This window comes from Pseudomonas sp. NFACC13-1 (genome assembly GCF_900104425.1).
Taxonomy (GTDB): domain Bacteria; phylum Pseudomonadota; class Gammaproteobacteria; order Pseudomonadales; family Pseudomonadaceae; genus Aquipseudomonas; species Aquipseudomonas fluorescens_AA.
The window spans coordinates 161,337-183,875 of the sequence record NZ_FMXV01000012.1 but is presented as its reverse complement, the minus strand read 5'-3'; the positions used below and the strand labels follow the sequence as shown (position 1 = coordinate 183,875).

The 22,539-nt window shown below is 61.1% G+C and carries 21 protein-coding genes; 6 read left to right on the top strand and 15 right to left on the bottom strand.

Going from position 1 to position 22,539, the window contains the following annotated elements; all coding sequences use genetic code 11:
* The first annotated feature begins 34 nt into the window (after nt 1–34).
* The 4 genes from BLQ55_RS16780 (at nt 35) to coq7 (ending at nt 2,995) form a co-directional block, all read left to right on the top strand.
* The gene (locus BLQ55_RS16780; protein ID WP_092255234.1) at nt 35–1,000 is read left to right on the top strand and encodes a DUF805 domain-containing protein; all 966 of its coding nucleotides are present in this window, start codon (nt 35–37) and stop codon (nt 998–1,000) included.
* 62 nt (nt 1,001–1,062) lie between these two features.
* Nucleotides 1,063–1,851, top strand: a complete 789-nt coding sequence (locus tag BLQ55_RS16775) for an SDR family NAD(P)-dependent oxidoreductase (protein WP_092169758.1) — start codon at nt 1,063–1,065, stop codon at nt 1,849–1,851.
* 82 nt (nt 1,852–1,933) lie between these two features.
* On the top strand, nt 1,934–2,272 hold the full coding sequence (locus tag BLQ55_RS16770) for a histidine triad nucleotide-binding protein (protein ID WP_072405750.1): 339 nt from the start codon (nt 1,934–1,936) through the stop codon (nt 2,270–2,272).
* Between the two features lie 75 nt (nt 2,273–2,347).
* Nucleotides 2,348–2,995 carry a 2-polyprenyl-3-methyl-6-methoxy-1,4-benzoquinone monooxygenase gene (coq7, locus tag BLQ55_RS16765; protein WP_060740380.1) on the top strand — a complete coding sequence of 216 codons (648 nt, stop codon included), beginning with the start codon at nt 2,348–2,350 and terminating at the stop codon, nt 2,993–2,995.
* A gap of 132 nt (nt 2,996–3,127) precedes the next feature.
* On the opposite strand, the gene BLQ55_RS16760 is transcribed toward coq7, so the two are convergent.
* Entirely contained in the window at nt 3,128–3,550 is a 423-nt protein-coding gene (locus BLQ55_RS16760; protein ID WP_003206127.1) for an OsmC family protein, read from the bottom strand.
* Nucleotides 3,551–3,784: 234 nt separating this feature from the next.
* Here BLQ55_RS16760 and crp point away from each other — a divergent pair, with 234 nt between their 5' ends.
* Nucleotides 3,785–4,429 carry a cAMP-activated global transcriptional regulator CRP gene (gene crp / locus BLQ55_RS16755; protein WP_092205521.1) on the top strand — a complete coding sequence of 215 codons (645 nt, stop codon included), beginning with the start codon at nt 3,785–3,787 and terminating at the stop codon, nt 4,427–4,429.
* On the opposite strand, the gene BLQ55_RS16750 is transcribed toward crp, so the two are convergent.
* The 4 genes from BLQ55_RS16750 to BLQ55_RS16735 are packed head-to-tail and all read right to left on the bottom strand — an operon-like array spanning nt 4,426 to nt 7,617.
* A complete protein-coding gene (locus BLQ55_RS16750; RefSeq protein WP_092255231.1) occupies nt 4,426–5,127 on the bottom strand; it encodes a lipoate--protein ligase family protein in 702 nt (233 codons plus the stop codon). The genes crp and BLQ55_RS16750 overlap by 4 nt on opposite strands.
* Before the next feature lie 4 nt (nt 5,128–5,131).
* Nucleotides 5,132–5,968, bottom strand: a complete 837-nt coding sequence (gene trpC, locus BLQ55_RS16745) for an indole-3-glycerol phosphate synthase TrpC (RefSeq protein ID WP_092205523.1) — start codon at nt 5,966–5,968, stop codon at nt 5,132–5,134.
* Nucleotides 5,965–7,014, bottom strand: coding sequence for an anthranilate phosphoribosyltransferase (gene trpD / locus BLQ55_RS16740; RefSeq protein WP_060740376.1), 1,050 nt, complete (start codon nt 7,012–7,014; stop codon nt 5,965–5,967). The genes trpC and trpD overlap by 4 nt, the downstream gene beginning before the upstream one ends.
* A gap of 9 nt (nt 7,015–7,023) precedes the next feature.
* A complete protein-coding gene (locus BLQ55_RS16735; RefSeq protein WP_060740375.1) occupies nt 7,024–7,617 on the bottom strand; it encodes an aminodeoxychorismate/anthranilate synthase component II in 594 nt (197 codons plus the stop codon).
* 412 nt (nt 7,618–8,029) lie between these two features.
* Here BLQ55_RS16735 and estP point away from each other — a divergent pair, with 412 nt between their 5' ends.
* Entirely contained in the window at nt 8,030–9,937 is a 1,908-nt protein-coding gene (gene estP, locus BLQ55_RS16730; RefSeq protein WP_092205524.1) for an esterase EstP, read from the top strand.
* Nucleotides 9,938–10,072: 135 nt separating this feature from the next.
* Here the strand turns inward: estP and trpE are convergent, their stop codons facing one another.
* From trpE to BLQ55_RS16680, 10 genes are all read right to left on the bottom strand, one after another.
* Nucleotides 10,073–11,554, bottom strand: a complete 1,482-nt coding sequence (gene trpE / locus BLQ55_RS16725; protein ID WP_060740373.1) for an anthranilate synthase component I — start codon at nt 11,552–11,554, stop codon at nt 10,073–10,075.
* Nucleotides 11,555–11,624: 70 nt separating this feature from the next.
* The gene (locus tag BLQ55_RS16720) at nt 11,625–12,443 is read right to left on the bottom strand and encodes a phosphoglycolate phosphatase (RefSeq protein WP_092205526.1); all 819 of its coding nucleotides are present in this window, start codon (nt 12,441–12,443) and stop codon (nt 11,625–11,627) included.
* Nucleotides 12,440–13,114, bottom strand: coding sequence for a ribulose-phosphate 3-epimerase (gene rpe / locus BLQ55_RS16715; RefSeq protein WP_092169726.1), 675 nt, complete (start codon nt 13,112–13,114; stop codon nt 12,440–12,442). The genes BLQ55_RS16720 and rpe overlap by 4 nt, the downstream gene beginning before the upstream one ends.
* Nucleotides 13,115–13,192: 78 nt before the next feature.
* Nucleotides 13,193–14,341 carry an iron-containing alcohol dehydrogenase gene (locus tag BLQ55_RS16710; RefSeq protein ID WP_092255228.1) on the bottom strand — a complete coding sequence of 383 codons (1,149 nt, stop codon included), beginning with the start codon at nt 14,339–14,341 and terminating at the stop codon, nt 13,193–13,195.
* Nucleotides 14,342–14,546: 205 nt separating this feature from the next.
* Nucleotides 14,547–15,371 carry an ABC transporter permease gene (locus BLQ55_RS16705; RefSeq protein ID WP_060740369.1) on the bottom strand — a complete coding sequence of 275 codons (825 nt, stop codon included), beginning with the start codon at nt 15,369–15,371 and terminating at the stop codon, nt 14,547–14,549.
* A 12-nt stretch (nt 15,372–15,383) separates the two neighbouring features.
* Complete coding sequence (locus BLQ55_RS16700) at nt 15,384–16,631, bottom strand: ABC transporter permease (RefSeq protein WP_060740368.1); 1,248 nt, start codon at nt 16,629–16,631, stop codon at nt 15,384–15,386.
* 201 nt (nt 16,632–16,832) lie between these two features.
* On the bottom strand, nt 16,833–17,876 hold the full coding sequence (locus BLQ55_RS16695) for an ABC transporter substrate-binding protein (protein ID WP_042730717.1): 1,044 nt from the start codon (nt 17,874–17,876) through the stop codon (nt 16,833–16,835).
* 49 nt (nt 17,877–17,925) lie between these two features.
* Nucleotides 17,926–19,050 (bottom strand): ABC transporter ATP-binding protein, encoded by a 1,125-nt coding sequence (locus BLQ55_RS16690; RefSeq protein WP_072342484.1) that lies wholly within the window; start codon nt 19,048–19,050, stop codon nt 17,926–17,928.
* Between the two features lie 345 nt (nt 19,051–19,395).
* The gene (locus tag BLQ55_RS16685; RefSeq protein WP_003177702.1) at nt 19,396–20,025 is read right to left on the bottom strand and encodes a response regulator; all 630 of its coding nucleotides are present in this window, start codon (nt 20,023–20,025) and stop codon (nt 19,396–19,398) included.
* A gap of 114 nt (nt 20,026–20,139) precedes the next feature.
* Nucleotides 20,140–22,536, bottom strand: coding sequence for a PAS domain-containing sensor histidine kinase (locus BLQ55_RS16680; protein WP_092202653.1), 2,397 nt, complete (start codon nt 22,534–22,536; stop codon nt 20,140–20,142).
* Nucleotides 22,537–22,539: the final 3 nt, after the last annotated feature.

Here is a 22,539-nt window from a genome sequence, read left to right as displayed (position 1 = left end):
AACTCATCAACTTTTAGAGACAAGGATGCCAGGCATGAGCGAAACCCGTTTCAACATCGTATTCGACGGCGGCCTGATGCCGGGCGTCGATACCACCACCGCCAAACTCAACCTCGCCGAGCTGTTCAAAAGCGATGTCAGCGCTATTGAACGGCTGTTCACCGGTCGCAAGGTAGCCCTCAAGAGCAACCTGTCCCAGAGCGAGGCGCAGCAGTACCTGGAAGCGCTCAACAAGAGCGGAATCGATGCCAGGATCGAAGCCGAACCCGTCGTCCAACTGAACCTTGGCGAGGTACAGGAGGCACCACGGCAACCGAGTGGACGCCATCCCGATTCGATCGTCGAGCCCGTCTCGCCATACGCGCCTCCCCGCGCCCAAGTCGGTGAAGCGCTTGCCGAGTACGGCACACTCAAGCCCTTCAGCTTCGAGGGGCGTATCGGCCGTCTGCGCTACCTGGCCTGGACCATGGTATTGACCCTGGCCCTGCTGCCCTTGGTCGGCATAGGCTTCTGGTTGGCCACGGCCTGGCTGCTGGCTTCCGACTCGGTCGCGGGACTCATCGTCGGCGGCCTGCTGGCCGCAGTCGTCGTGCTAGCCTTTGCCTTCGTGAGCATCCAGTTCAACGTCCAGCGCCTGCATGACCTCGGCTGGTCGGGGTGGTTGTGGCTGATCAACCTGGTTCCGTTCGTGGGCAGCATCTTCCCCTTCATCCTCATCATCGCTCCGGGCAATACCGGCGCAAACCAGTATGGCCCCCCGCCGCCGCGCAATACCACGGCGGTCAAATTGCTGGCCTCGCTCTGGCTGGTGATGATCGTCTTGATTTTCATGGCCACCTTTGCCGGCATCTTCGGAGCCCTTCAGCAGGACTACGACAGCAGCAGCCTGAGCAGCTATGAAAGCAGCGAGTCGAGCAACGAAACCTCTGAAGAGCCCGCCGTCGAGGCAGCCGAGCCCGCTGCGCCTTCTGTAGACTATGAAGAAGAAGAGGAACAATAAGCGCGCTTCATGCCGGTGACAGCCCAGTCAACTGGCGGCGGGCTATTGCGATGGAGAACTGCATGACCCGTTACGCACTGATCACTGGCGCTTCCAGCGGTATCGGCCTGGCCATGGCCGAAGCGCTGGCCCGGCGCGGCCGCAACCTGATACTGGTGGCTCGACAGCGTGATCGGCTGGAAAGTATTGCAATCGAACTGACTCAGCGGTTTGGCGTGGAAGTATTGTTCCGGGCCTGTGACCTGGGCGAACCGCTGAGGCTTTCAGGCTTTCTGCTGGAACTGGAGGAAGGCGAGCGGCAGATCGATCTGCTGGTCAATTGTGCCGGCATCGGCACCAGCGGGCCGTTCCTGGGCCAGGACTGGATGACCGAGCAGGACCTGATCGAAGTCAACATCCTCGCCCTGACACGGCTTTGTCACGCCATCGGTAATAGCATGGCGCTGCTCGGCGGCGGCCAGATCCTCAACGTTGCCTCGATCGCCGCATTCCAACCCGGCCCCTGGATGAGTACTTACTACGCCAGCAAGGCCTATGTGCTGCACTTCTCCGAAGCCCTGCGAGTTGAACTGAAGAAATGCGCGATCAAGGTCTCGGTGCTTTGCCCTGGCCCGACCCGGACCGGCTTTTTCGCCAGGGCGCAGATGGACGAACAGAAACTCATCGACAGCAAGTGGCTGATGAGCCCGGAGGAAGTTGCCCTGTACGCCGTACGCGCACTGGACAAGAACCGCGCCATCATCATTCCCGGACGCCGCAATCGCTGGCTGGCCGCATTGCCGCGACTGGGATCGCGATGGCTGGTGCGGAGCATCGCCGGCATGATCAACAAGGCTTATTGCCCGCGCTGATCCCTTCACGTTGAACAACCAGGCCCCTCAACCGGAGCCTTCATGACATCGGACCTCGACGAACCCAACGGAGAAAACAGCTGTGGATACCCTGTTTACCAAGATCATCAACCGGGAAATCCCGGCAAAGATCATCTACGAGGATGACCAGGTACTGGCCTTCCACGACATTGCCCCGCAGGCACCCGTGCATTTTTTGGTCATTCCGAAAAAACCGATCCGTACGCTCAATGACCTCACCGAAGAAGACAAGGGCCTGGCCGGGCACATTCTGTTCACTGCCCAGCGCCTGGCGCTGGAGTTGGGCTGTGAAGAAGGTTTTCGCGTGGTGATGAATTGCAATGAACTGGGTGGGCAGACGGTCTATCACATTCATATGCATGTGCTGGGTCAGCGCCAGATGCACTGGCCGCCGGGCTGATACCCCTGACCCAACGCAAATCTTCGGCGGCCGATTGGGTTAAACTGGCCGCTGTGATTTTTCCCGGAGGTAAGCATGACTACCCAACGTCACTACTCGCCGATTGACCGTCTGTTGCTGCAAGCCGATACCGCGATGCGCACCCTGCTGCCCTTCAGTGGCCAGCCGTACCGCCCATCACCGGCTATCGTACAGCCGGACGCGCAACTGAGTGACGAGCAAACCCGCCACGTCGCCGGATTGATGCGTATCAACCACACCGGCGAAGTCTGTGCCCAGGCGCTGTATCAGGGCCAGGCGCTGACAGCGAAACTGCCCCAGGTGCGTGAAGCAATGGAACACGCCGCCGAGGAAGAAATCGACCATCTGGTCTGGTGTGAACAACGCATTCGCCAACTGGGCAGCCACACCAGCGTCCTGAACCCGCTGTTCTACGGGATGTCATTCGGGATCGGCGCCGTCGCCGGCCTGATCAGCGATAAAGTCAGCCTCGGCTTCGTTGCCGCGACCGAACATCAGGTGTGCAAGCACTTGAACGAACATCTGGAACAACTGCCGGCCGAGGATGAAAAGTCCCGGGCGATCCTCGAGCAGATGCGCGTGGATGAAGAACACCATGCCGAAAGTGCGCTTGACGCCGGCGGCTTCCGTTTTCCGGCCCCGGTGAAGTTCGGCATGAGCCTGCTGGCCAAGGTCATGACCAAGAGCACTTATCGGATTTGACGGAGATAGGGGGCTGGATAACCCATCCCCATTGCAACGCCAATGAAAAAGGCGACTTCCAGCGGGAGTCGCCTTTTTCTTCAGCTCAGGATTTCAATGCGGCGAGTCGCGGGCTTCGCCATCGAGATCGACTCAACCCAATTCGATGATCTCATAATCGTGGGTGATTTCGACGCCGGCGGCACCGAGCATGATCGAAGCCGAGCAGTATTTCTCGGCGGACAGCTCAATGGCTCGTTTGACCTGGGCTTCCTTCAAGGCTCGCCCCTTCACCACGAAATGCATGTGGATCTTGGTAAATACCTTTGGATCTTCGGTGGCACGCTCCGCTTCCAGGAACGCTTCGCAGCTTTCGACGGCCTGGCGGGACTTTTTAAGAATGCTGACCACGTCGAAATTGCTGCAACCGCCGACGCCCAACAGAAGCATTTCCATCGGCCGAACACCCAGGTTCCGACCACCGGCCTCTGGCGGGCCGTCCATGACGACCACATGACCACTGCCTGACTCACCGAGGAACATGGCTTCGCCAGCCCATTGGATGCGTGCCTTCATCGCCAAGACTCCACTGTTAAAAAAGGGTCGCCAGCTTAGCACAGCGCTTCGCCATGGCCGCTCTTCGTCTTAGGAGCCCCATCCTGTCAGCCTGTAGGTAAATTCTCAAATCTATTAAGGACGCCTCTGTTAAGCTGGCGCCAACTCACTGGCGTATGGCCATCTTTTAGCGATAGCTATTCGCCTTCATACAAAAACAAACCACCACACCGCGCAGTCTTTCGGGATACAACCATGGTTGCCATTACTCCCACGTTCAAGATCAAGAATCTCGACAAGCTCTTGATGCATTGCCAGCGTCGCCGCTACCCAGCCAAACACAACATCATTTGTGCGGGAGATCGTTCCGAGACGCTGTTTTTCATCCTCAAGGGCTCGGTCACTATCCTGATAGAAGATGATGACGGTCGGGAAATGATCATCGCCTACCTCAATTCCGGAGATTTTTTCGGTGAGCTGGGGTTGTTCGAACAGGCGGGCAAGGAACAGGAACGCAGTGCCTGGGTGCGGACCAAGATCGAATGTGAAGTGGCGGAAATCAGCTACACCAAATTCCGAGAACTGTCCCTGCAAGACCCAGACATTCTTTACGTCCTCAGCGGACAAATCGCACAGCGCCTGCGCAATACCACCCGCAAGGTCGGCGATCTCGCATTTTTCGACGTCACCGGACGTGTCGCACGTTGCCTGTTGGAGCTGTGCAAGCAGCCCGATGCCATGACCCACCCGGACGGCATGCAGATCAAGGTGACCCGCCAGGAGATTGGCCGGATTGTCGGTTGCTCCCGTGAAATGGTCGGTCGCGTACTCAAGGACCTGGAAGAGCGCAATCTGGTCAACGTCAAAGGCAAGACCATGGTGGTGTTCGGAACGCGTTAAGCACCCAGCAGCTGGGTCTGCAGTTCCCGATACAGCACCTCGAGTCGCTCCAGCGCGTGAGGCGCCGGGAATTTTTCACGCAAGGCAATGTGACTCTCGGCACGCACTCGCTGCTCCAGGCCACAGGCCTCATTGAAGCGATTGACTGCCGCGACCATGGCCTCGCGCTCGTTCTCCAGCAAAAGCGCGCCATGCACCAGCCCCACCGGACGTTGACCGCCCTTGCTCTGGCGCCAGCGCTGAGCGGTGCCGACCATTTTCCGGCCGTCGAGGTTGACGTTGAAGCGCCCGTCGCAAAAGGCCCCTTCCACTTCTCCCAGCGAAGCCACCCCGCCCAATTCATCCAACAACTGGCAGATGGGATCGCACAACCGGCGATACCCGGTTTCGATGCGGCCGTGGTCGCCTTCGCTGCGCGGTGGCGCGTAGACCAAAGCGATATTGACGGTAGCAGACGATTGCGGCACCGGCTCACCACCGGTTTCGCGCAGCAGGACTGGCCAGCCTTGGCCGGCCGATACTTCACTGGCGTGTTCGAACCCCGGCAACCGACTCAAGCGGCGCGGCATGACCAGCGCGCGGTCATTGGGCTGCCAGAACAGCAGGCCGAACTCGGCATCGCCCGCGCAGATGCTGGCCAACAGGTCCTGTTCGGCTTGCAGGCCAGCTTCGACGCCGAGGGCAATCACAGGCGACATGGGATCAATCCAGCGTAGAGCCGCTCACCGGCAGGCCTCGTTCAGGAAAGAACAGCCGCTGCAATTCAGTACCCGGGTTCTCGGCCCGCATGAACGCCTCGCCCACCAGGAACGAGTACACATCGCTGACTTCCATCAACTCGACATCGGCCCGGTTGAGGATGCCGCTTTCGGTGATGACCAAGCGATCACGCGGGATGCGTGGCAACAGGTCCAGGGTGGTTTCCAGGCTGACTTCAAACGTGTGCAGGTTGCGGTTGTTCACGCCGACCAGTTTGGTATCGAGGGTTTTCAGGGCTCGCTCCAACTCGTCGCCATCATGGACTTCCACCAGGACATCCAGCCCGACGCTCTTGGCCACAGCCGCCAGCTCGGCCATTTTCACGTCATCCAGGGCAGAGACGATCAACAGCACGCAGTCGGCGCCCAGCGCACGTGCCTCGACGATCTGGTACGGGTCGATCATGAAATCCTTGCGGATCACCGGCAACTTGCACGCCGCCCGCGCCTGCTTCAGGTAGTCGTCGGCCCCCTGGAAAAAGTCGACATCGGTCAGCACCGAGAGGCAGGTCGCACCGCCTTTCTCGTAGCTTCGCGCGATGTCGGCCGGGACGAAGTGCTCACGAATCACGCCCTTGCTGGGAGAAGCCTTCTTGATTTCGGCAATCACCGCCGGCTGTTTTTTCTTGGCCTGATCCATCAGCGCCTTGGCAAAACCGCGCGGCGCATCCGCCGAACGCGCCAGGTTTTCCAGCTCGGCCAGACTGACGCGAGCACTGCGCTCAGCCACTTCCTGGGCCTTGCGAGCCAGAATTTTTTCCAGAACCGTTGGCACGCTCATCCTTCGTTCTCCACTTTGAATACGGCGGTAAATGCACCCAACTCTTCGAGCTTTTCCCTGGCAAGACCAGTGTGCAGTGCGTCATGGGCCAGTTCCACGCCTTGCTTGAGGCTGCTGGCGTGGTCGGCGGCGTACAACGCAGCACCGGCATTGAGCACGATCATCTCGGCGGCTTTCTGGCCATTCTCGGTCTTGCGGCGCCCCAGGGCATCGCGGATCAGCTCCAGCGACTGGGCCGGGCCATCGACTGCCAGGCCATGCAAGCTCTGGCTCTTCATGCCGAGGTCTTCAGGTTCGACCCAATACTCGCTGATCTGATCATTTTTTAGTTCGGCCACGAATGTGGGGGCCGCCAGGCTGAATTCATCCAGGCCATCCTTCGAATGAACCACCAGCACGTGCTTGCTACCCAGGCGTTGCAGGACCTCGGCCAAGGGCCGGCACAACGCCTGGCTGAACACCCCAACCACTTGATGCTTCACGCCGGCCGGATTCGTAAGCGGGCCGAGCATGTTGAACAGCGTACGCAGGCCCAGGTCACGGCGCGGCGCGGCGGCGTGTTTCATGGCACGGTGATGGGTCTGGGCAAACATGAAGCCAATGCCGACATTGTCGATGCAGCGTGCCACTTGAATCGGCGTCAGGTTCAGGTAGATGCCGGCGGCCTCCAGCAAATCGGCACTGCCGCTCTTGCCTGAGACCGCGCGGTTACCGTGCTTGGCAACGGTGCAACCGGCCGCCGCGACCACAAACGACGAGGCGGTGGAAACGTTGAAGATATTGGCGCCATCACCACCGGTGCCGACCACGTCGACCACGCCGTCCAGCGTCTTGAGTTCGACCTTGTCCGCCAGTTCACGCATCACCGACACGGCACCGACGATTTCATCGATGCTCTCGCTCTTCATGCGCATGGCCATCATGAACGCACCGATCTGCGCATCCGTGCATTGGCCGGTCATGATTTCGCGCATCACGTCGCGCATCTCATCGGTGCTCAGGTCGAGATGGCCGACGATACGGCTCAGGGCTGTCTTGATATCCATGAAAAGTCCTTAGCGCGTGCCGCCGGTTTGTTTGAGGAAGTTGGCGAACAACTCGTGGCCCTGCTCGGTGAGAATAGACTCGGGATGAAATTGCACCCCTTCTATATTCAGTGTCTTGTGGCGCAGCCCCATGATTTCATCGACCGAGCCGTCTTCAAGCTGGGTCCAGGCCGTCAACTCCAGGCAGTCAGGCAGCGTTTCGCGCTTGACGATCAAGGAGTGGTAGCGGGTTACGGTAAGCGGACGATTCAGTCCTTCGAACACGCCCTTGTCCTCGTGGAATACCGGGCTAGTCTTACCGTGCATGACTTGTCGGGCGCGCACGACATCGCCACCGAACGCTTGGCCGATCGACTGATGTCCCAGGCAGACACCCAGGATCGGCAGCTTGCCGGCGAAATACTTGATGGCGTCGATGGAAATACCCGCCTCGGTCGGCGTGCATGGGCCGGGGGAAACCACGATGCGCTCAGGCTTGAGGGCTTCGATTTCGGCGATGGTCAGTTCGTCGTTGCGCACGACCTTGACCTCGGAGCCCAGCTCGCCAAGGTATTGCACAACGTTGTAGGTAAAAGAGTCGTAGTTATCGATCATCAGCAACATGGCGTAAGCAACCTATTGAATTCACTGACTTTAAACACAGCCTTCAGAGAGTGACCCGCACACTGCTGCGCTTGGCGAAGCGATTGACGCCCCAGCGAAGCGGCTCTACAAGCGGGTTAAAGAAGGCAAATCGGTACAGGTCCGGCAAGGCCGGCGGAGAATGTTCAGGCGCGCCAACGCCAACGGGCGTGTGCCTTGATCATTTGATCCAGAAGTTTGCTGGCAATCGACACAGGGGAAGTCTCGTTCATACGTTCCGGCACAGTAGCTTAGCTGGGCGGAGCACGCAATATGACCGTTCCCGAAGGGCTTTGAAACAATCGCGACGTTCCGGATAGATGGCAAAACGCCGGAAGTTTTTGGTACTGTCGTTTCGTTTTCTAACAACAAAAAGATAAAAACGGACTTTCCCATGATCAAAAAGACGTTGTTCGTACCGATTGCCGGTTGCCTGCTGGCCATGGCCTGCGCCCAGGCGAGCGCCGCCCCCAACCCGTACTCCAAATTCATTGTGTTCGGCGACAGCCTCAATGACGCAGGCCAGTTCGCCGACCCGAATGGCCCGCCCGGCTCGACCGAGCGCTATACCAACCGAACCGGTCCGATCTACACGGACGGCAGCGGTGAAGCCTATTCGGCCAACTCCACCCAACTGCTCGGTGGGCGCCTGGGCTATTCCGCCGACGAGACCGCCGCCTCCACCTCGGCGGTCCGCGCCGACCAAGGGCTGGCAGACGGCAATAACTGGGCGGTGGGCGGTTATCGTACCGACCAGATCCTCGAATCGATCACCGGTGTATCCGACACCGGCGAACGCAGCCGTCCCGGCTATCTGCAATCCAATGGCCTGCGGGCCGATCCGAATGCGCTGTATTACCTTTCCGGTGGCGGTAACGACTTCCTTCAAGGCCGGGTATTGAACACCGCACAAGCGAACGCCGCCGCAGACCGCCTGGCCGACAGCGTCCAGGTGCTGCAGACGGCCGGTGCCCGCTATGTGATGGTCTGGCTGTTGCCCGACCTGGGCCTGACGCCGGCCCTCAACGGCGGCCCCTTGCAGGACACCTTTTCGCAGTTGGGCAATCAGTTCAACCAGCAATTGATCTCGCGCCTGCAAGGCATTGACGCCGAAATCATTCCGCTGAATATTCCGCTTCTGCTAAAGGAAAGCTTCGCCGATCCGGCGAGATTCGGCCTCGCCACCGGGGAGAACCTGACCGCCACCTGCTTCAGCGGCAACGGCTGCACGGAAAACGCCACCTATGGCATCAACAGTGCCACGCCAGATCCCAGCAAGCTGATCTACAACGACGCGGTCCATCCAACCGAAACCGGGCAAAAGCTGATCGCCGACTACGCCTATTCGCTGCTCGCGGCGCCCTGGGAACTGACCTTGCTGCCGGAAATGGCCCACTCGACCCTGCGTGCCCACCAGGATGAGTTGCGCAGCCAGTGGCAATCGGACTGGGAGGATTGGCAGGCGGTCGGCCAGTGGCGAGCCATCGTGGCAGGTGGCGGCCAACATTTGGACATGGACAGCCAGGGCAGCGGCGCCAGCGCCGATGGCAGCGGCTACAGCCTCAACGTCGGCGGCAGCTATCGCCTCAACGAGGCTTGGCGCGTAGGTGTCGCCGCCGGTCTCTACCGCCAGGACATGGAAGCAGGCCACAACGACTCGAAATACAAGCTCAACAGCTACCTGGCCACCGCCTTCGCCCAGTTCCAGCAAAACCGCTGGTGGGCCGATGCGGCACTGACTGGCGGCAAGCTCGACTACGACAGCCTGGAACGCAAGTTCGACCTGGGCGTCAACGAAGCGCAAGAGAAAGGCGACACCGACGGCCATCTCTGGGCATTCAGTACGCGGGTGGGCTACGACATTGCCCAGCCGGGCAGCGAATGGCACCTCTCGCCGTTTATCAGCGCTGACTATGCGAAGGTGGAAGTCGATGGCTACTCGGAAAAGAGCAACCGCTCCACGGCCCTGACCTTCGATGACCAGACCCGCGACTCGAAACGCCTGGGCATTGGCTTGCAGGGCAAATACAACATCACCCGGCAGACCCAGGTGTTTGGCGAATATGCCCACGAGCGCGAGTACGAAGACGACACGCAAAAGGTCAACATCGCCCTCAACAGCCTGCCCGCCAACGACTTCACGCTGGAAGGCTACACGCCGCAGAGCCACCTGAACCGCCTGAGCCTGGGGGTCAGCCACAAGTTGACCAACGACCTGGCGCTGCGAGGCGGTTATACGTTGCGCAAGGATGATGACCTGACCCAGCAAGGGGTGAGCCTGGGCGTCAGCCTGGATTTCTGATCGAGGAGAGCCTGTGGGAGCGAGCTTGCTCGCGATAGCGGACTGTCAGTCAACCTATGGGTTGAATATGACGGCCTCATCGCGAGCAAGCTCGCTCCCACAGGCTGATCGAGCCGCCACAGCTATTGGAGGCCTTCAGTCGTTCGAGGTCTGCTCGGCCAGCGCCACGGCGCGGAACATCGCCCGGCGTTTGTTCAGGGTTTCTTCCCATTCCAACGCTGGCACCGAGTCGGCGACGATTCCGCCGCCGGCCTGCACGTGCAGTTCGCCGTTCTTGATGACCGCGGTGCGGATGGCAATCGCGGTGTCCATGTTGCCGTTCCAGGCGAAATAACCCACGGCCCCGCCGTACACCCCCCGCTTGACCGGCTCCAGTTCGTCGATGATTTCCATCGCGCGGATTTTCGGCGCGCCGGACAAGGTGCCCGCCGGCAGGATCGCCCGCAAGGCATCCATGGCCGTCAGCCCGGCCTTCAATTGGCCGGTGACGTTGGAGACGATGTGCATCACGTTGGAATAGCGCTCGATGACCATCTTCTCGGTGAGTTTCACCGACCCGATTTCCGAGACCCGCCCGGTATCGTTGCGCCCGAGGTCGATCAGCATCAGGTGCTCGGCGATCTCCTTGTCGTCCGACAGCAGGTCCTCTTCCAGCGCCCGGTCGGCCTCCTCCGTGGCACCACGGGGGCGGGTGCCGGCGATCGGTCGCACGGTGATCAGGTTGTCTTCGACCCGCACCAGCACTTCTGGCGAACTGCCGACGACATGGAAGTCGCCGAAGTTGAAGAAGTACATGTAGGGCGTCGGGTTGAAGCAGCGCAGCGCCCGGTAGAGATCGATGGGCGCGGCTTTGAAGTCGATGGACATCCGTTGCGACGGCACCACCTGCATGCAGTCGCCCGCCAGGATGTATTCCTTGATGGTATCGACGGCTCGTTCGTAATCGTCCTGGGTGAAGCTGGAACGGAACACCGGGTCGGCCGCCGACTGCTTGCTGAAATCCAGGCCCGGACGCGGCGTGATCGGCTGACGGAGTTTTTCCAACAGCGCCTGCAGGCTTTTCTGACCTTGCTCGTAGGCATCTTCCCGGGACGGGTCGGCCAGGACGATGGCGTGCATCTTGCCAGCGAGGTTATCGAAGACCACGACGGCGTCGGAGACCATCAGCAAGATATCCGGCACCCCCAGGGGATCGGGGTTGGGGCAGGTGCCCAGGCGTTTTTCCACGTAGCGCACGCAGTCGTAGCCGAAATACCCCACCAGGCCACCGTTGAAACGCGGCAGGCCGGGAATGGTCGGTACGTTGTAGCGGGCCTTGAAGGTTTCGACGAATGCCAGCGGGTCTTCGACGTCGAGGCTTTCGATTTCGACGCCGTCGTGGGTCACGCTGATGCGATGGTCATGGACCCGCAGCACCGTACGGCACGGCAGGCCGATGATGGAATAACGGCCCCACTTTTCCCCGCCCTGCACCGATTCGAGCAGGTAGGAGTTGGGCTGGTCGGCCAGCTTGAGGTAGATCGACAGCGGCGTGTCGAAGTCGGCCAGGGTTTCGCAGGCAAGGGGGATGCGGTTGTAGCCGGCAGCGGCTAGACGCAGGAATTCTTCACGGATCATGGGGTGCCTCGTGGCAAGAGGAGCTGACAGTCAGGTATGCAAACGCGCCGGATAACCGGCCAGGATCACGTCAGGCGCGCCAACGCCAGCGGGCCAGGGCCTTCATGACTTTCATCCAGAGTTTGCGAGTGACCACCACGATGGCGCTTCCAGAAGAGGATTGAACAGCGTCGGGCAACGTTATCTCAGCGGCCGGGTCCAGGCAACCGGGAATTAACAGGCGCAAATCGTCGATGACTAGAGCTGGACACTCTTCGGCGATGGGCCGTCCAGGGTTGTATCCATAGCTCAACCCCACGCATTTTACGCCCGCTGCTTTTGCCGCTTGCACGTCGATGACCGAGTCACCGACAAACAACGATTGAGAAGCTGGGATATTCGCCATTTTCATGACAAAAAACAGCGCCGCCGGATCGGGTTTTCGCTGCGGCAAGGTGTCGCCACCGATGATCCAGCGAAAATAGCGACCAATCTTCATCTGATCCAGCAAAGGCGCGACAAAGCGTTCCGGCTTATTGGTAATCAGCGCCATTTCCACGCCTTGCTTCTGTAACCACTTGAGGGTGGAACGCACGCCGGGATAGACCACGGTCAATTCGTGGCTGCCTTCGTAGGCCTCGTTGAACAATGCCAACGCCCGCTCGGCCTCGGCGTCATCGACACCTTGGGCATCGATGTGATTGGCCAGGGCTCGGCGCACCAGTGTTGGAGTGCCATTGCCAACCCACTGGCGCACCGCGTCAAGGCCAGCGGGTGGACGTCCGAGCGCGAGCAGCATGTGGTCCACGGCAGCCGCGAGATCTGGAAGCGAATCGATCAATGTGCCATCGAGGTCGAACATCACCAGGCGCGGCAAAGTGCCGGGGAACAGCTGCTCGAAGCCGCTCATGGGCGCGCCAGGGCCAGTTCGGCGCGCATTTTTGCAATCACCTCGTTGTAGTCGGGGGCGTTGAAGATCGCCGAGCCCGCGACGAACGTGTCGGCGCCGGCCGCGGCGATTTCACGGATATTGTTCACGTTCACGCCACCGTCGATTTCCAGGCGGATGTCACGTCCCGAGGCATCGATCAGCGCCCGGGCTTCGCGCAACTTGTCGAGGGTACCCGGGATGAACTTCTGGCCGCCGAAGCCGGGGTTGACGCTCATCAGCAGGATCATGTCGACCTTGTCCATCACGTACTTGAGCACGTCCAGGGGCGTCGCCGGGTTGAACACCAGGCCGGCCTTGCAACCGCCCTCGCGGATCAACTGCAAGGAGCGGTCGATGTGCAGCGTGGCTTCTGGGTGGAAGGTGATGTAGGTGGCACCGGCTTCGATGAAGTCACCGACGATCCGGTCCACCGGGCTGACCATCAGGTGCGCGTCGATCGGCGCGGTGATGCCGTACTTGCGCAGCGCCGCGCAGACCATCGGGCCGATGGTCAGGTTGGGTACGTAGTGGTTGTCCATGACATCGAAGTGCACGATGTCGGCCCCGGCGGCCAGAACGTTGTCCACTTCCTCGCCCAGGCGGGCGAAGTCGGCGGAGAGAATCGACGGAGCAATAGCGAAGGGCTGCATGATGCACCTTTTTTGAGCGAAATCACGATGGCGCGCATTGTATACCTCAAGATTTGGCGCGCCCACCGTGACCGTCGATCAATACGCCGCGCGGTAGATCTTCTCGATGTCGCTGGCGGTCAGCTTGCGTGGGTTGTTGCGCATCAGCCGCTCGATCCCCACGGCCTCCAGGGCCATGGACGGAATCACGTCCTCGGTCACGCCCAGGGTGCTCAGGCCCTTGGGTATTTCCACGGCGGCGCACAAGGCGACCATGGCTTCCACGGCTTCGTCGGCGGCCTCTATATCGCTCAGATGGCCAGTCCTGATACCCATGGCTTCGGCGATGTCACGCATACGCTCGACGCACGCCATTTTGTTCCACGCCATGACATACGGCAGCAACAATGCATTGGCGACGCCGTGAGAGACGTGAAAGCGCCCACCTAACGGATAGGCCAGCGCGTGCACCGCGCCAACCCCGGCATTGCCGAAGGCCATGCCGGCCATCAGGCTGGCCGTGGCCATGTCCTCGCGGGCTTGCAGATGGGCGGGGTTGGCATAGGCCTTGGGCAACGCTTGGCTGATCAGCTTGACCGCGCCGATAGCCAGGGCATCGGTGATCGACGAAGCATTGAGCGACAGGTAGGCCTCGATGGCATGGACCAGCGCGTCGACACCACTGGAAGCCGTTACGCCACGGGGGCACGTGAGGGTCATCTGTGGGCTGACCAGCGCCACGTCCGGCAACAGAAAATCGCTGACGATGCCTTTTTTCAGCTGCGCGGCCTTGTCGGAAAGGATCGCCACGTTGGTGACCTCCGAACCGGTACCGGCGGTGGTGGGGATGGCAATCATGGGTGGGCCTTTGCGCGGCACCTGATCGACGCCGAACATATCTTGCAACTCGCCGTGGTACCCGGCATAGACGCCCACGCACTTGGCAATGTCGATGGCACTGCCGCCGCCCAGTCCGATCAGGCCATCATGACCACCATCGCGGTAGGCTTGCATGCAATCCTCGACGATGGCGATTTCCGGGTCCGGCATGACCCGGTCGAAAATCTCGTAGTCGCGTCCACCCAGATGTTGCAGGGCCAGCTCCACGGTGCCGGACTGGACCAACGCCGCATCGGTCACGATCAGCGGGTTGTCGACGTCCAGGCGCGTCAACTCGGCGGCCAGTTGCTCGATGGCAGCGGCACCGGTGATCAGTTTATGGGCGATCTTGAATGAGGAAAGACTCATGTGCGCGGCCTCTTGTTCGAGTGTGGGCTGGCACAAGAATAGCTCGGTATTGAGGGTTGTCTGCCATTCAGCTTATGAATACACCGCAACCCCATTGTGGGAGCGAGCCTGCTCGCGATGACGGTGGCACAGCCGACATTCCTATCGACTGACACACCGCTATCGCGAGCAGGCTCGCTCCCACAATTAGATCGATGGTACGACTTCAGACCTGGGCAGTGCGCAGCTTCTCGCTACGCCCACGCAACCACTCCAGGGTCAGCAGCAGGATCACCGAGAAAGCAATCAGCAGCGTCGCCGCCGCGGCGATGGTGGGGCTGAGGTTTTCGCGAATGCCGCTGAACATCTGCCGGGGCAACGTCGCCTGCTCGGGACCGGCCAGGAACAGGGTCACCACCACTTCATCGAACGACGTCGCGAAGGCGAACAGGGCCCCGGATATCACGCCCGGGGCGATCAACGGCAGGGTCACCCGACGAAACGCCGTCAGCGGCGAAGCCCCGAGGCTGGCGGCGGCGCGGACCAGGTTGTGATTGAACCCCTGCAAGGTCGCCGACACCGTGATGATGACGAACGGTACACCCAGCACGGCGTGGACCACGATCAGCGAGAGGAAACTGTTGCCCATCCCCAGCGGTGCGAAGAACAGGTAGCTGGCCACGCCGATGATCACCACCGGCACTACCATGGGTGAAATCACCAGGGCCATCACCAGCGCCTTGCCCGGGAAGTCACCGCGAGTCAGGCCGATGGCGGCCAGTGTGCCAAAGATCATCGCCAGCAACGTCGCCGCCGGGGCCACGATGATGCTGTTCTTGAGCGCCCGCATCCATTCGGCCGAGGCGAAGAAATCGTGGTACCACTGCAGCGAGAAACCTTGCAGCGGGTACACCAGGAAACTGCCGGAGTTGAACGACAGCGGAATGATCACCAGCACCGGCAGGATCAGGAACAACAGGATCAGCCCGCAGAGCGTGCGCAAGGTGTAGAACCACACCCGTTCGACGGGAGACATGTAAGGACTCAGCATTTCGATCTCCCCTTAGCTCAGGCGCAGGCGACTGGCGCCCACCAGCCGGTTGTAAATCAGGTAAAGCACGACGGTCGCCAGCAACAGCAGCCCGCCGAGCGCCGTGGCCATGCCCCAGTTGATACTGGTGTTGGTGTAGAACGCGACGAAATAGCTGACCATCTGGTCGTTCGGGCTGCCCAGCAGCGCCGGCGTGATGTAGTAGCCGATGGCGAGGATGAACACCAACAGGCAACCGGCGCCGACACCGGCATAGGTCTGCGGGAAATACACCCGCCAGAAACTGGCGAACGGATGGCAGCCCAGTGAAATCGCCGCCCGCATGTAGGTGGGCGAGATGCCCTTCATCACGCTGTAGATCGGCAGGATCATGAACGGCAGCAGGATATGGACCATGGAGATGTAGACACCGGTGCGGTTGAACACCAGTTCCAGGGGCTTATCGATGATGCCCATGGCCATCAGGCCACTGTTGATCAGGCCGCCCGACTGCAGCAGCACGATCCACGCGGCGACGCGCACCAGGATCGAGGTCCAGAACGGTAGCAACACCAGGATCATCAACAGGTTGCTTTGGCGCGACGGCAGGTTCGCCAGCAGGTAGGCCAGCGGATAGGCCAGCACCAGACAGATCGCGGTGATGACCAGGCCCATCCAGAACGTACGGGTGAAAATATCCAGGTAAATCGCCTGGTCGGGAGTCGCCGGGGCCAGTTCCCCCAGGTCATCGATGCGGTGGTCGACGGCCGCCAGCAGGTAGTACGGGGTGACGTTGCTGGTGTTACGGCGGACCACCTGCCAGTACGCCGGGTCGCCCCAACGCTCATCGAGGTTTTCCATGGCTTCTTTATAGGAAGCCGGCTCGGTGGCAAACGGCAACGCCCGAGCAGTCTTGGTCAGCAGGCTGCGATAGCCGGCCAGTTCCATGTTCAGGCGCTTGGACAAGTCGCCCAGGGTCTGATTCTTACGGGCTTCGGCCAGGTCTTCACTGGCAGCCTTGTACACCGGCTCGCCCGGCAAACCGCGTCCGTCCCAGGCCGCGACGGCAGCGACCGTGCGTGGCATGGCGCCCACCACTTCCGGGTTGCTGACGCTTTTGAACAGCAGCGCCACGATCGGCACCAGGAACACCAGCAACAGAAACAGCACCAGCGGCGCGATCAAGGCCTGGGCCTTCCAGCGGTTGACCCGCTCGGCGCGCTTGAGCCGTTGCTTGAGGGTGGGGCTGGTGCCCGCGTTCAGTGGAACGGCGATGGCCATGGCGAACTCCGCAAATCTTTTTATCGTTACAGGGGCGGCGGGCCGCCTCTGTTCTTTTGAAACACCCGATTGGAGCAAGAACCTGTGGGAGCGAGCTTGCTCGCGATGGCTACGGCACATTCAACATTGATGTGCCTGACAAACCGCTATCGCGAGCAAGCTCGCTCCCACAGGGATCTCATCCAGCTTCAGACCGTCGGGTTATTTGGCCGCCCAGGAGTTGAAGCGCTGCTCCAGTTGCTCACCGTTGTCAGCCCAGAAGCTGACGTCGATCTGCACCTGGTTGGCGATGTTTTCCGGGGTGGTCGGCATGTCTTTCAGGACATCCTTGGCCAGCAACGGCACAGCCTGGGTATTGGCCGGACCGTAGGCGATGTTTTCCGAGTAGGTCTTCTGCTGCTGCGGTGCAACCGAGAAGGCGATGAATTTCTTCGCCGCTTCGGCGCGGGTCTTGTCCAGGCCGCGCGGGATGGCCCAGGCGTCGAAGTCGTAGATACCGCCGTTCCACACCACTTTCAGGTTGCTTTCTTTCTGTACCGCAGCGATCCGGCCGTTGTAGGCCGAGCTCATGACCACGTCACCGGAAGCCAGGTACTGCGGCGGCTGGGCGCCGGCTTCCCACCACTGGATATTCGGCTTGAGCTCGTCGAGCTTCTTGAACGCACGGTCCTGGCCATCCTTGCCGGCCAGCACTTTGTAGACGTCTTTCGGCGCTACGCCGTCGGCCATCAGGGCGAATTCCAGGGTGTACTTGGCGCCTTTGCGCAGGCCGCGCTTGCCCGGGAATTGCTTGGTGTCCCAGAAGTCTGCCCAGCTGGTCGGCGCGGTCTTGAGTTTGTCGGCGTTGTAAGCCAGCACGGTCGACCACACGAAGAAACCTACGCCGCAAGGCTGGATGGCGCCCTTGACGTAGTCTTCGGTCTTGCCGAACAGGGCCGGGTCCAGTTGCTCGAACATGTCTTCGTCACAACCACGGGACAATTCCGGAGACTCGACTTCCACCAAATCCCAGGAAACGCTCTTGGTATCGACCATGGCCTTGACCTTGGCCATTTCGCCGTTGTACTCGCCAGCCACGATCTTGCCGTTGCCGGCCGCTTCCCACGGTGCGTAGAAGGCTTTGACCTGAGCCGCCTTGTTCGCCCCGCCGAAAGACACCACGGTCAGGTCCGGGCCCGCCGCCATCGCGCTTGCCGCACCCATCATGCCCAGTGTCAGGGCTGTGAACTTCAGGGATCTCAACATTTATTGTTCTCTCCACGTGCAGGGTTGGTGTTGGTACAGCAGGGGGCGATCAATTCGCCTCTAGAAGGGGATCGAGCGCACGCACATGCTCGACTTGCCAGCCAAGCGGAACCACGTCGCCGACGGCGAGCGCGGGATCGAGCTCGGCAATCGGTTGCTTCACGAAGAAGTCGTTCTTGCCACAGACTTCCAGGCGAACCCGGACGTGGTCGCCCAGATAGATGAATTCCGCCACCCTCCCTGAGAAGCGGTTGACACATTGTTCGCTGACGCCGTTGAGGCTCACCCGCTCCGGACGAATCGACAGGGTCACCGGCTCGCCGGGCTGACCGACATTCACCGCCAGGGCCTCGACTTTCTCGCCGCGCGCCAACTCCACCAGGCAACGATCGCCGGTGTGGCTGTGCAGGCGACCGTTGAGACGGTTGTTTTCACCGATGAAGTTGGCGACGAAAGTGTTTTTCGGCTCTTCATACAGGGTGCGCGGTGGGGCGATCTGCTGGATTTCGCCCTGGTGGAATACCGCCACGCGGTCGGACATGGTCAAGGCTTCGCCCTGGTCGTGGGTCACGTAGACCACGGTCACGCCAAGGCGCTGGTGCAGGTGTTTGATTTCCATCTGCATGTGTTCACGCAATTGCTTGTCCAGCGCCCCCAGGGGTTCGTCCATCAGCACCAACTGCGGCTCGAACACCAGCGCCCGGGCCAGGGCCACCCGTTGCTGCTGGCCGCCGGACAATTGCGCCGGGTAGCGCTGGGCGAAGCTGTCCAACTGGACCATGCTCAGGACACGCTTGACCCGATCGCTCACGTCGCTCTTGTTCAGGCCTCGCACGGTCAGCGGGAACGCAAGGTTCTCGGCGACGGTCATGTGCGGGAACAAGGCGTAGTTCTGGAACACCATGCCGATGTCGCGCTTGTGCGGCGGCACATTGTTGATCGAGCGCCCGGCCAGCAGGATCTCGCCGGCGGTTGGGGTTTCAAACCCGGCGAGCATCATCAGGCTGGTGGTCTTGCCGGAGCCGGAAGGCCCGAGCAGGGTCAGGAATTCGCCTTTGCGAATGTCCAGGTTGAGGTCTTTGACGATCAGGTTCTCGCCGTCGTAGCTCTTCTGCACACCACGAAAGCTGACCAGCACATCGCTGGCCCCCGCGCTTGAATCGACCTGGCTCATACCCGCACCTTTTGTTTTGATGACTGCTTGTGGATCAAGCCTAGTGGACCCTGGGGTCCGCGCAAATCGGGGCGCAGGAGAGAATCGCCTCAGCCGGATGGAAGAGTCGGGGTAGGGATTGCCCTACAAGGATGGCGGGATTGGGTAAATGCAACGGCGCGTTTTAAGCGCCAAGCTGCAAGCAGGGGCAAAAGGCGCTGTCGGGGTGTGTCGCAAATGGATATGCCGAGACAAAACCCTGTGGGAGCGAGCTTGCTCGCGATAGCGGAGTGTCAGCCAACATCAATATTGAATGTGCCGCCGCCATCGCGAGCAAGCTCGCTCCCGCAGAGGGCGTGCTGAAGCTCAGAGCAACTTGTGCTCCATCGCATATTTCACCAACTCCGCCAATGAGGTGATGTTGAGTTTCTGCATCAGCCGCGCCTTGTGGGTGCTGATGGTCTTGCTGCTCAGGGCCAGTTGCTGGGCGATGTCATTGACGTTGGCGCCCTGGGCCAGGCGTTCGAAAACCGAGAATTCACGCTCGGACAGCAGCGAGTGCAGCGGTCGCGTGTCAGTCAGGCCGACTTCGAAGACCATGCGGTCGGCCAGGTCCGGGTCGATGTAGCGCCCGCCGGCCGCGACCTTGCGAATCGCCATGAGCAGCAGGGCCGGATCGCTGTCCTTGGTTGCGTAGCCTGCGGCGCCGACCTTCAGGGCACGGGCGGCCATTTGCGCCTCGTCATGCATCGACAGCACCAGGATGGCTGGCGGATTGTTCAACGCACGGATCCGCGGGATCGCCTCCAGGCCGTTGACGCCCGGCATGGAAATATCCAGCAGCACCACTTCGCAGGGCACGTGGCGCAGGGTTTCGAGCAACTGCTCGCCATTGCTCGCCTCCCCCACCACCAGCAGATCCTTGGCCAGGCCGATCAACTGCTTGATACCTTCGCGGACGATGGTGTGGTCTTCGGCTACCAGTACACGGATCACATTGCTCTCCAGATTCAGGATCTCATCGCGAGCAAGCTCGCTCCCACAGGTACACCTTGATCGATGTGGGAGCGAGCTTGCTCGCGATAGCGTCAGCCCAGGCAACCCAAACCATCAGGCCTCATTCAACGGCACCCGCACCGACAGGGTGGTGCCCTCCCCCGGCTCGCTTTCCAGGGTCAACTGTCCACCCATGATCAGCACCCGTTCACGCATGCCGACCAGGCCAAAGGACGTTGGTCGGCTCGTATCGGCAATAAATCCTACACCGTCGTCGCTGACGGTCAGACATAAATCAGCGCCTTGCTGAACCAGCGTCAACTCCACAGTATGCGCCTGGGCATGGCGCATCACGTTGGTCAACGCCTCCTGGAGAATCCGGAACAGGCCGATGGCCTTGGCGTCACTCAGGGGCGGCAGGTTGTCCGGTACCTGCACCAGGCAAGGAATCTGCGTTCGCGCCTCGAAGCGCCGGGCCTGCCATTCGATGGCCGAGGCGATGCCGGCATCCAGGATTGGCGGGCGCAACGCCGTCGCCACATCCCGCACCAACTGGAACAACTGAGCAATCAGGCGCTTCATGCTGTTAAGCCGCTCATGCAGGCCCGGGTCGAGTTGCGCGTAGGCCAATTCACACATGGAAGTTTCAAGCTTCAACACCGTCAGCATCTGGCCCAGCTCATCGTGGACTTCCCGGGCAATACGCGCTTTTTCCTCTTCCCGTACACTTTCCAGGTGCGCCGACAACTCGCGCAACTGCTCCCGGGAACGGGCCAATTCCAGTTCGATGCGCTTGCTGTCGGTGATGTCCCAGACGATACCGTCCCAGACATAGGCGCCATCTTCGAGACGCCGAGTGATCGCCTTGATCTCGGCCCAACGCTCCTGGCCTTCGCGGGTCAGGATGCGGCCCTGCCATGACCAGTCACTGTCGGTATCCAGCGCCTGGTCCTGGGTGCGGTGATAATCAGCCTTGTCCTGCGGATGCACCAGACTGCGCAGCCCGGTGTCGCTGCGGGCCAGGGTTGCAGGGGAATAACCCACCAGGCTTTCGCTGCCTTCGCTGATGTAGGCAAAGTCGATCTGGCCGGTCACCGGCGCCCGCTCCAGGCGAAAGACCAGGCCCGGCACATTGGCGGCGATGCCTTGCAGCCGCGCCTCGCTTTCGCGCAACGCCGCCAGCGCACGGCGACGCTCGGTGACATCATTGAGGTAGACCACCAGGTATTCGGCGTCGCGAAAACGCAGGAAGCTCAGGGAAACGTCGGTCGGCAGGATGCTGCCATCGGCTCGCACGCACTCGGTTTCGAAGCTCAGCGGCCCCTCTTCACTGGCCCGGGCGCGCTTCCACAGGTTCAACCAGCGGTCCATGTGCAAGCCCGGCTCGAAGTCGATCAAGGGCCGCTCGATGATGGCGCCCGAGGCGTAGCCGAGCATGGTTTCAGCCGCTCGGTTGGCATACCGCACGTGGCTGTCCCAATTGACCCACAGGATGCCGACCGTGCTTTGATCGATGGAGAACTGGGTCAGGCGCAAGGCTTCTTCGCTGGCCGCACGCTGGGCGATGTCCTCCCGGGCAGCACGCAGGCGGCGCTCCAGTGCGCGTTGCTGGCGGCGCTGCCAGAACACGATGGCGACACTGCTGAGCAGCAGGGCCAGGATCAACAGGGTCAGGTTCTGCCAGAAACCCGGGGTCTCGGTCAGGCGCGGGTATTTTGGCTTGAGCCAACGGCTGTGCAGTTGCTCCAGCTCCTTGGCCGGGATTGCCTGCAAACCTCTGTCGATGATTTCTGCCAGCTCCGGCCAGTCCCGGCGCGTGGCGACCCGTAGCAACTGCGGCAGGCCAATGTCGCCTACCACCGCCAGCTCGGAGAATTCGGGCTCGACCATCAACCGACCCAGTTGCGCCTCGTCGACTACCGCGTACCGGGCCTGCTGGGTCAGCAGCAATTGCAGGGCCTCGCGCTCCATCGGCACGCCTTGCAGGTTCAACGTCGGGTAGTTGCTGCGCAGGTAATCGGCCGTGGCACTGGGCATGCGCACCGCGACGCGGGCCTGGGCGTCGAGCTTTTCCAACTCCACCCCCTCGGCGCCTTTCTGCGCGCCGACGATCAATTGCGGCACGCGCATGTAGGGATCGGAAAACTGCCAGAGCTTGAGCCCGCCCGGGGATTGGGTCAGGCCCGGAGCGATGTCCACCTCGCCGGCACGCACCGCGGCTTCCAGTTGCGCCACGTCCTGGAAGTTGCGCCAGGTCAGCTCGACGTTCAACGCCTTGCCCAGCCATTGCATCAACTCGACATTGGTGCCGGACAAACGCTGCAAGCGCCGGTCGTATTGCGCATAGGGCGCCTGCAAGACCAGGCCGACCCGCCACTGCGGATGTTGCACCAGCCATTGGCGCTGTTCTGCATTCAATTGCACCCCTGGCGCCGACGGCGCGGGCGCGGCCCACGCCATCAAGGGAAGCCATAAACAGCCGATAACCCACAGGCAGCAAAAACGCATCATTGA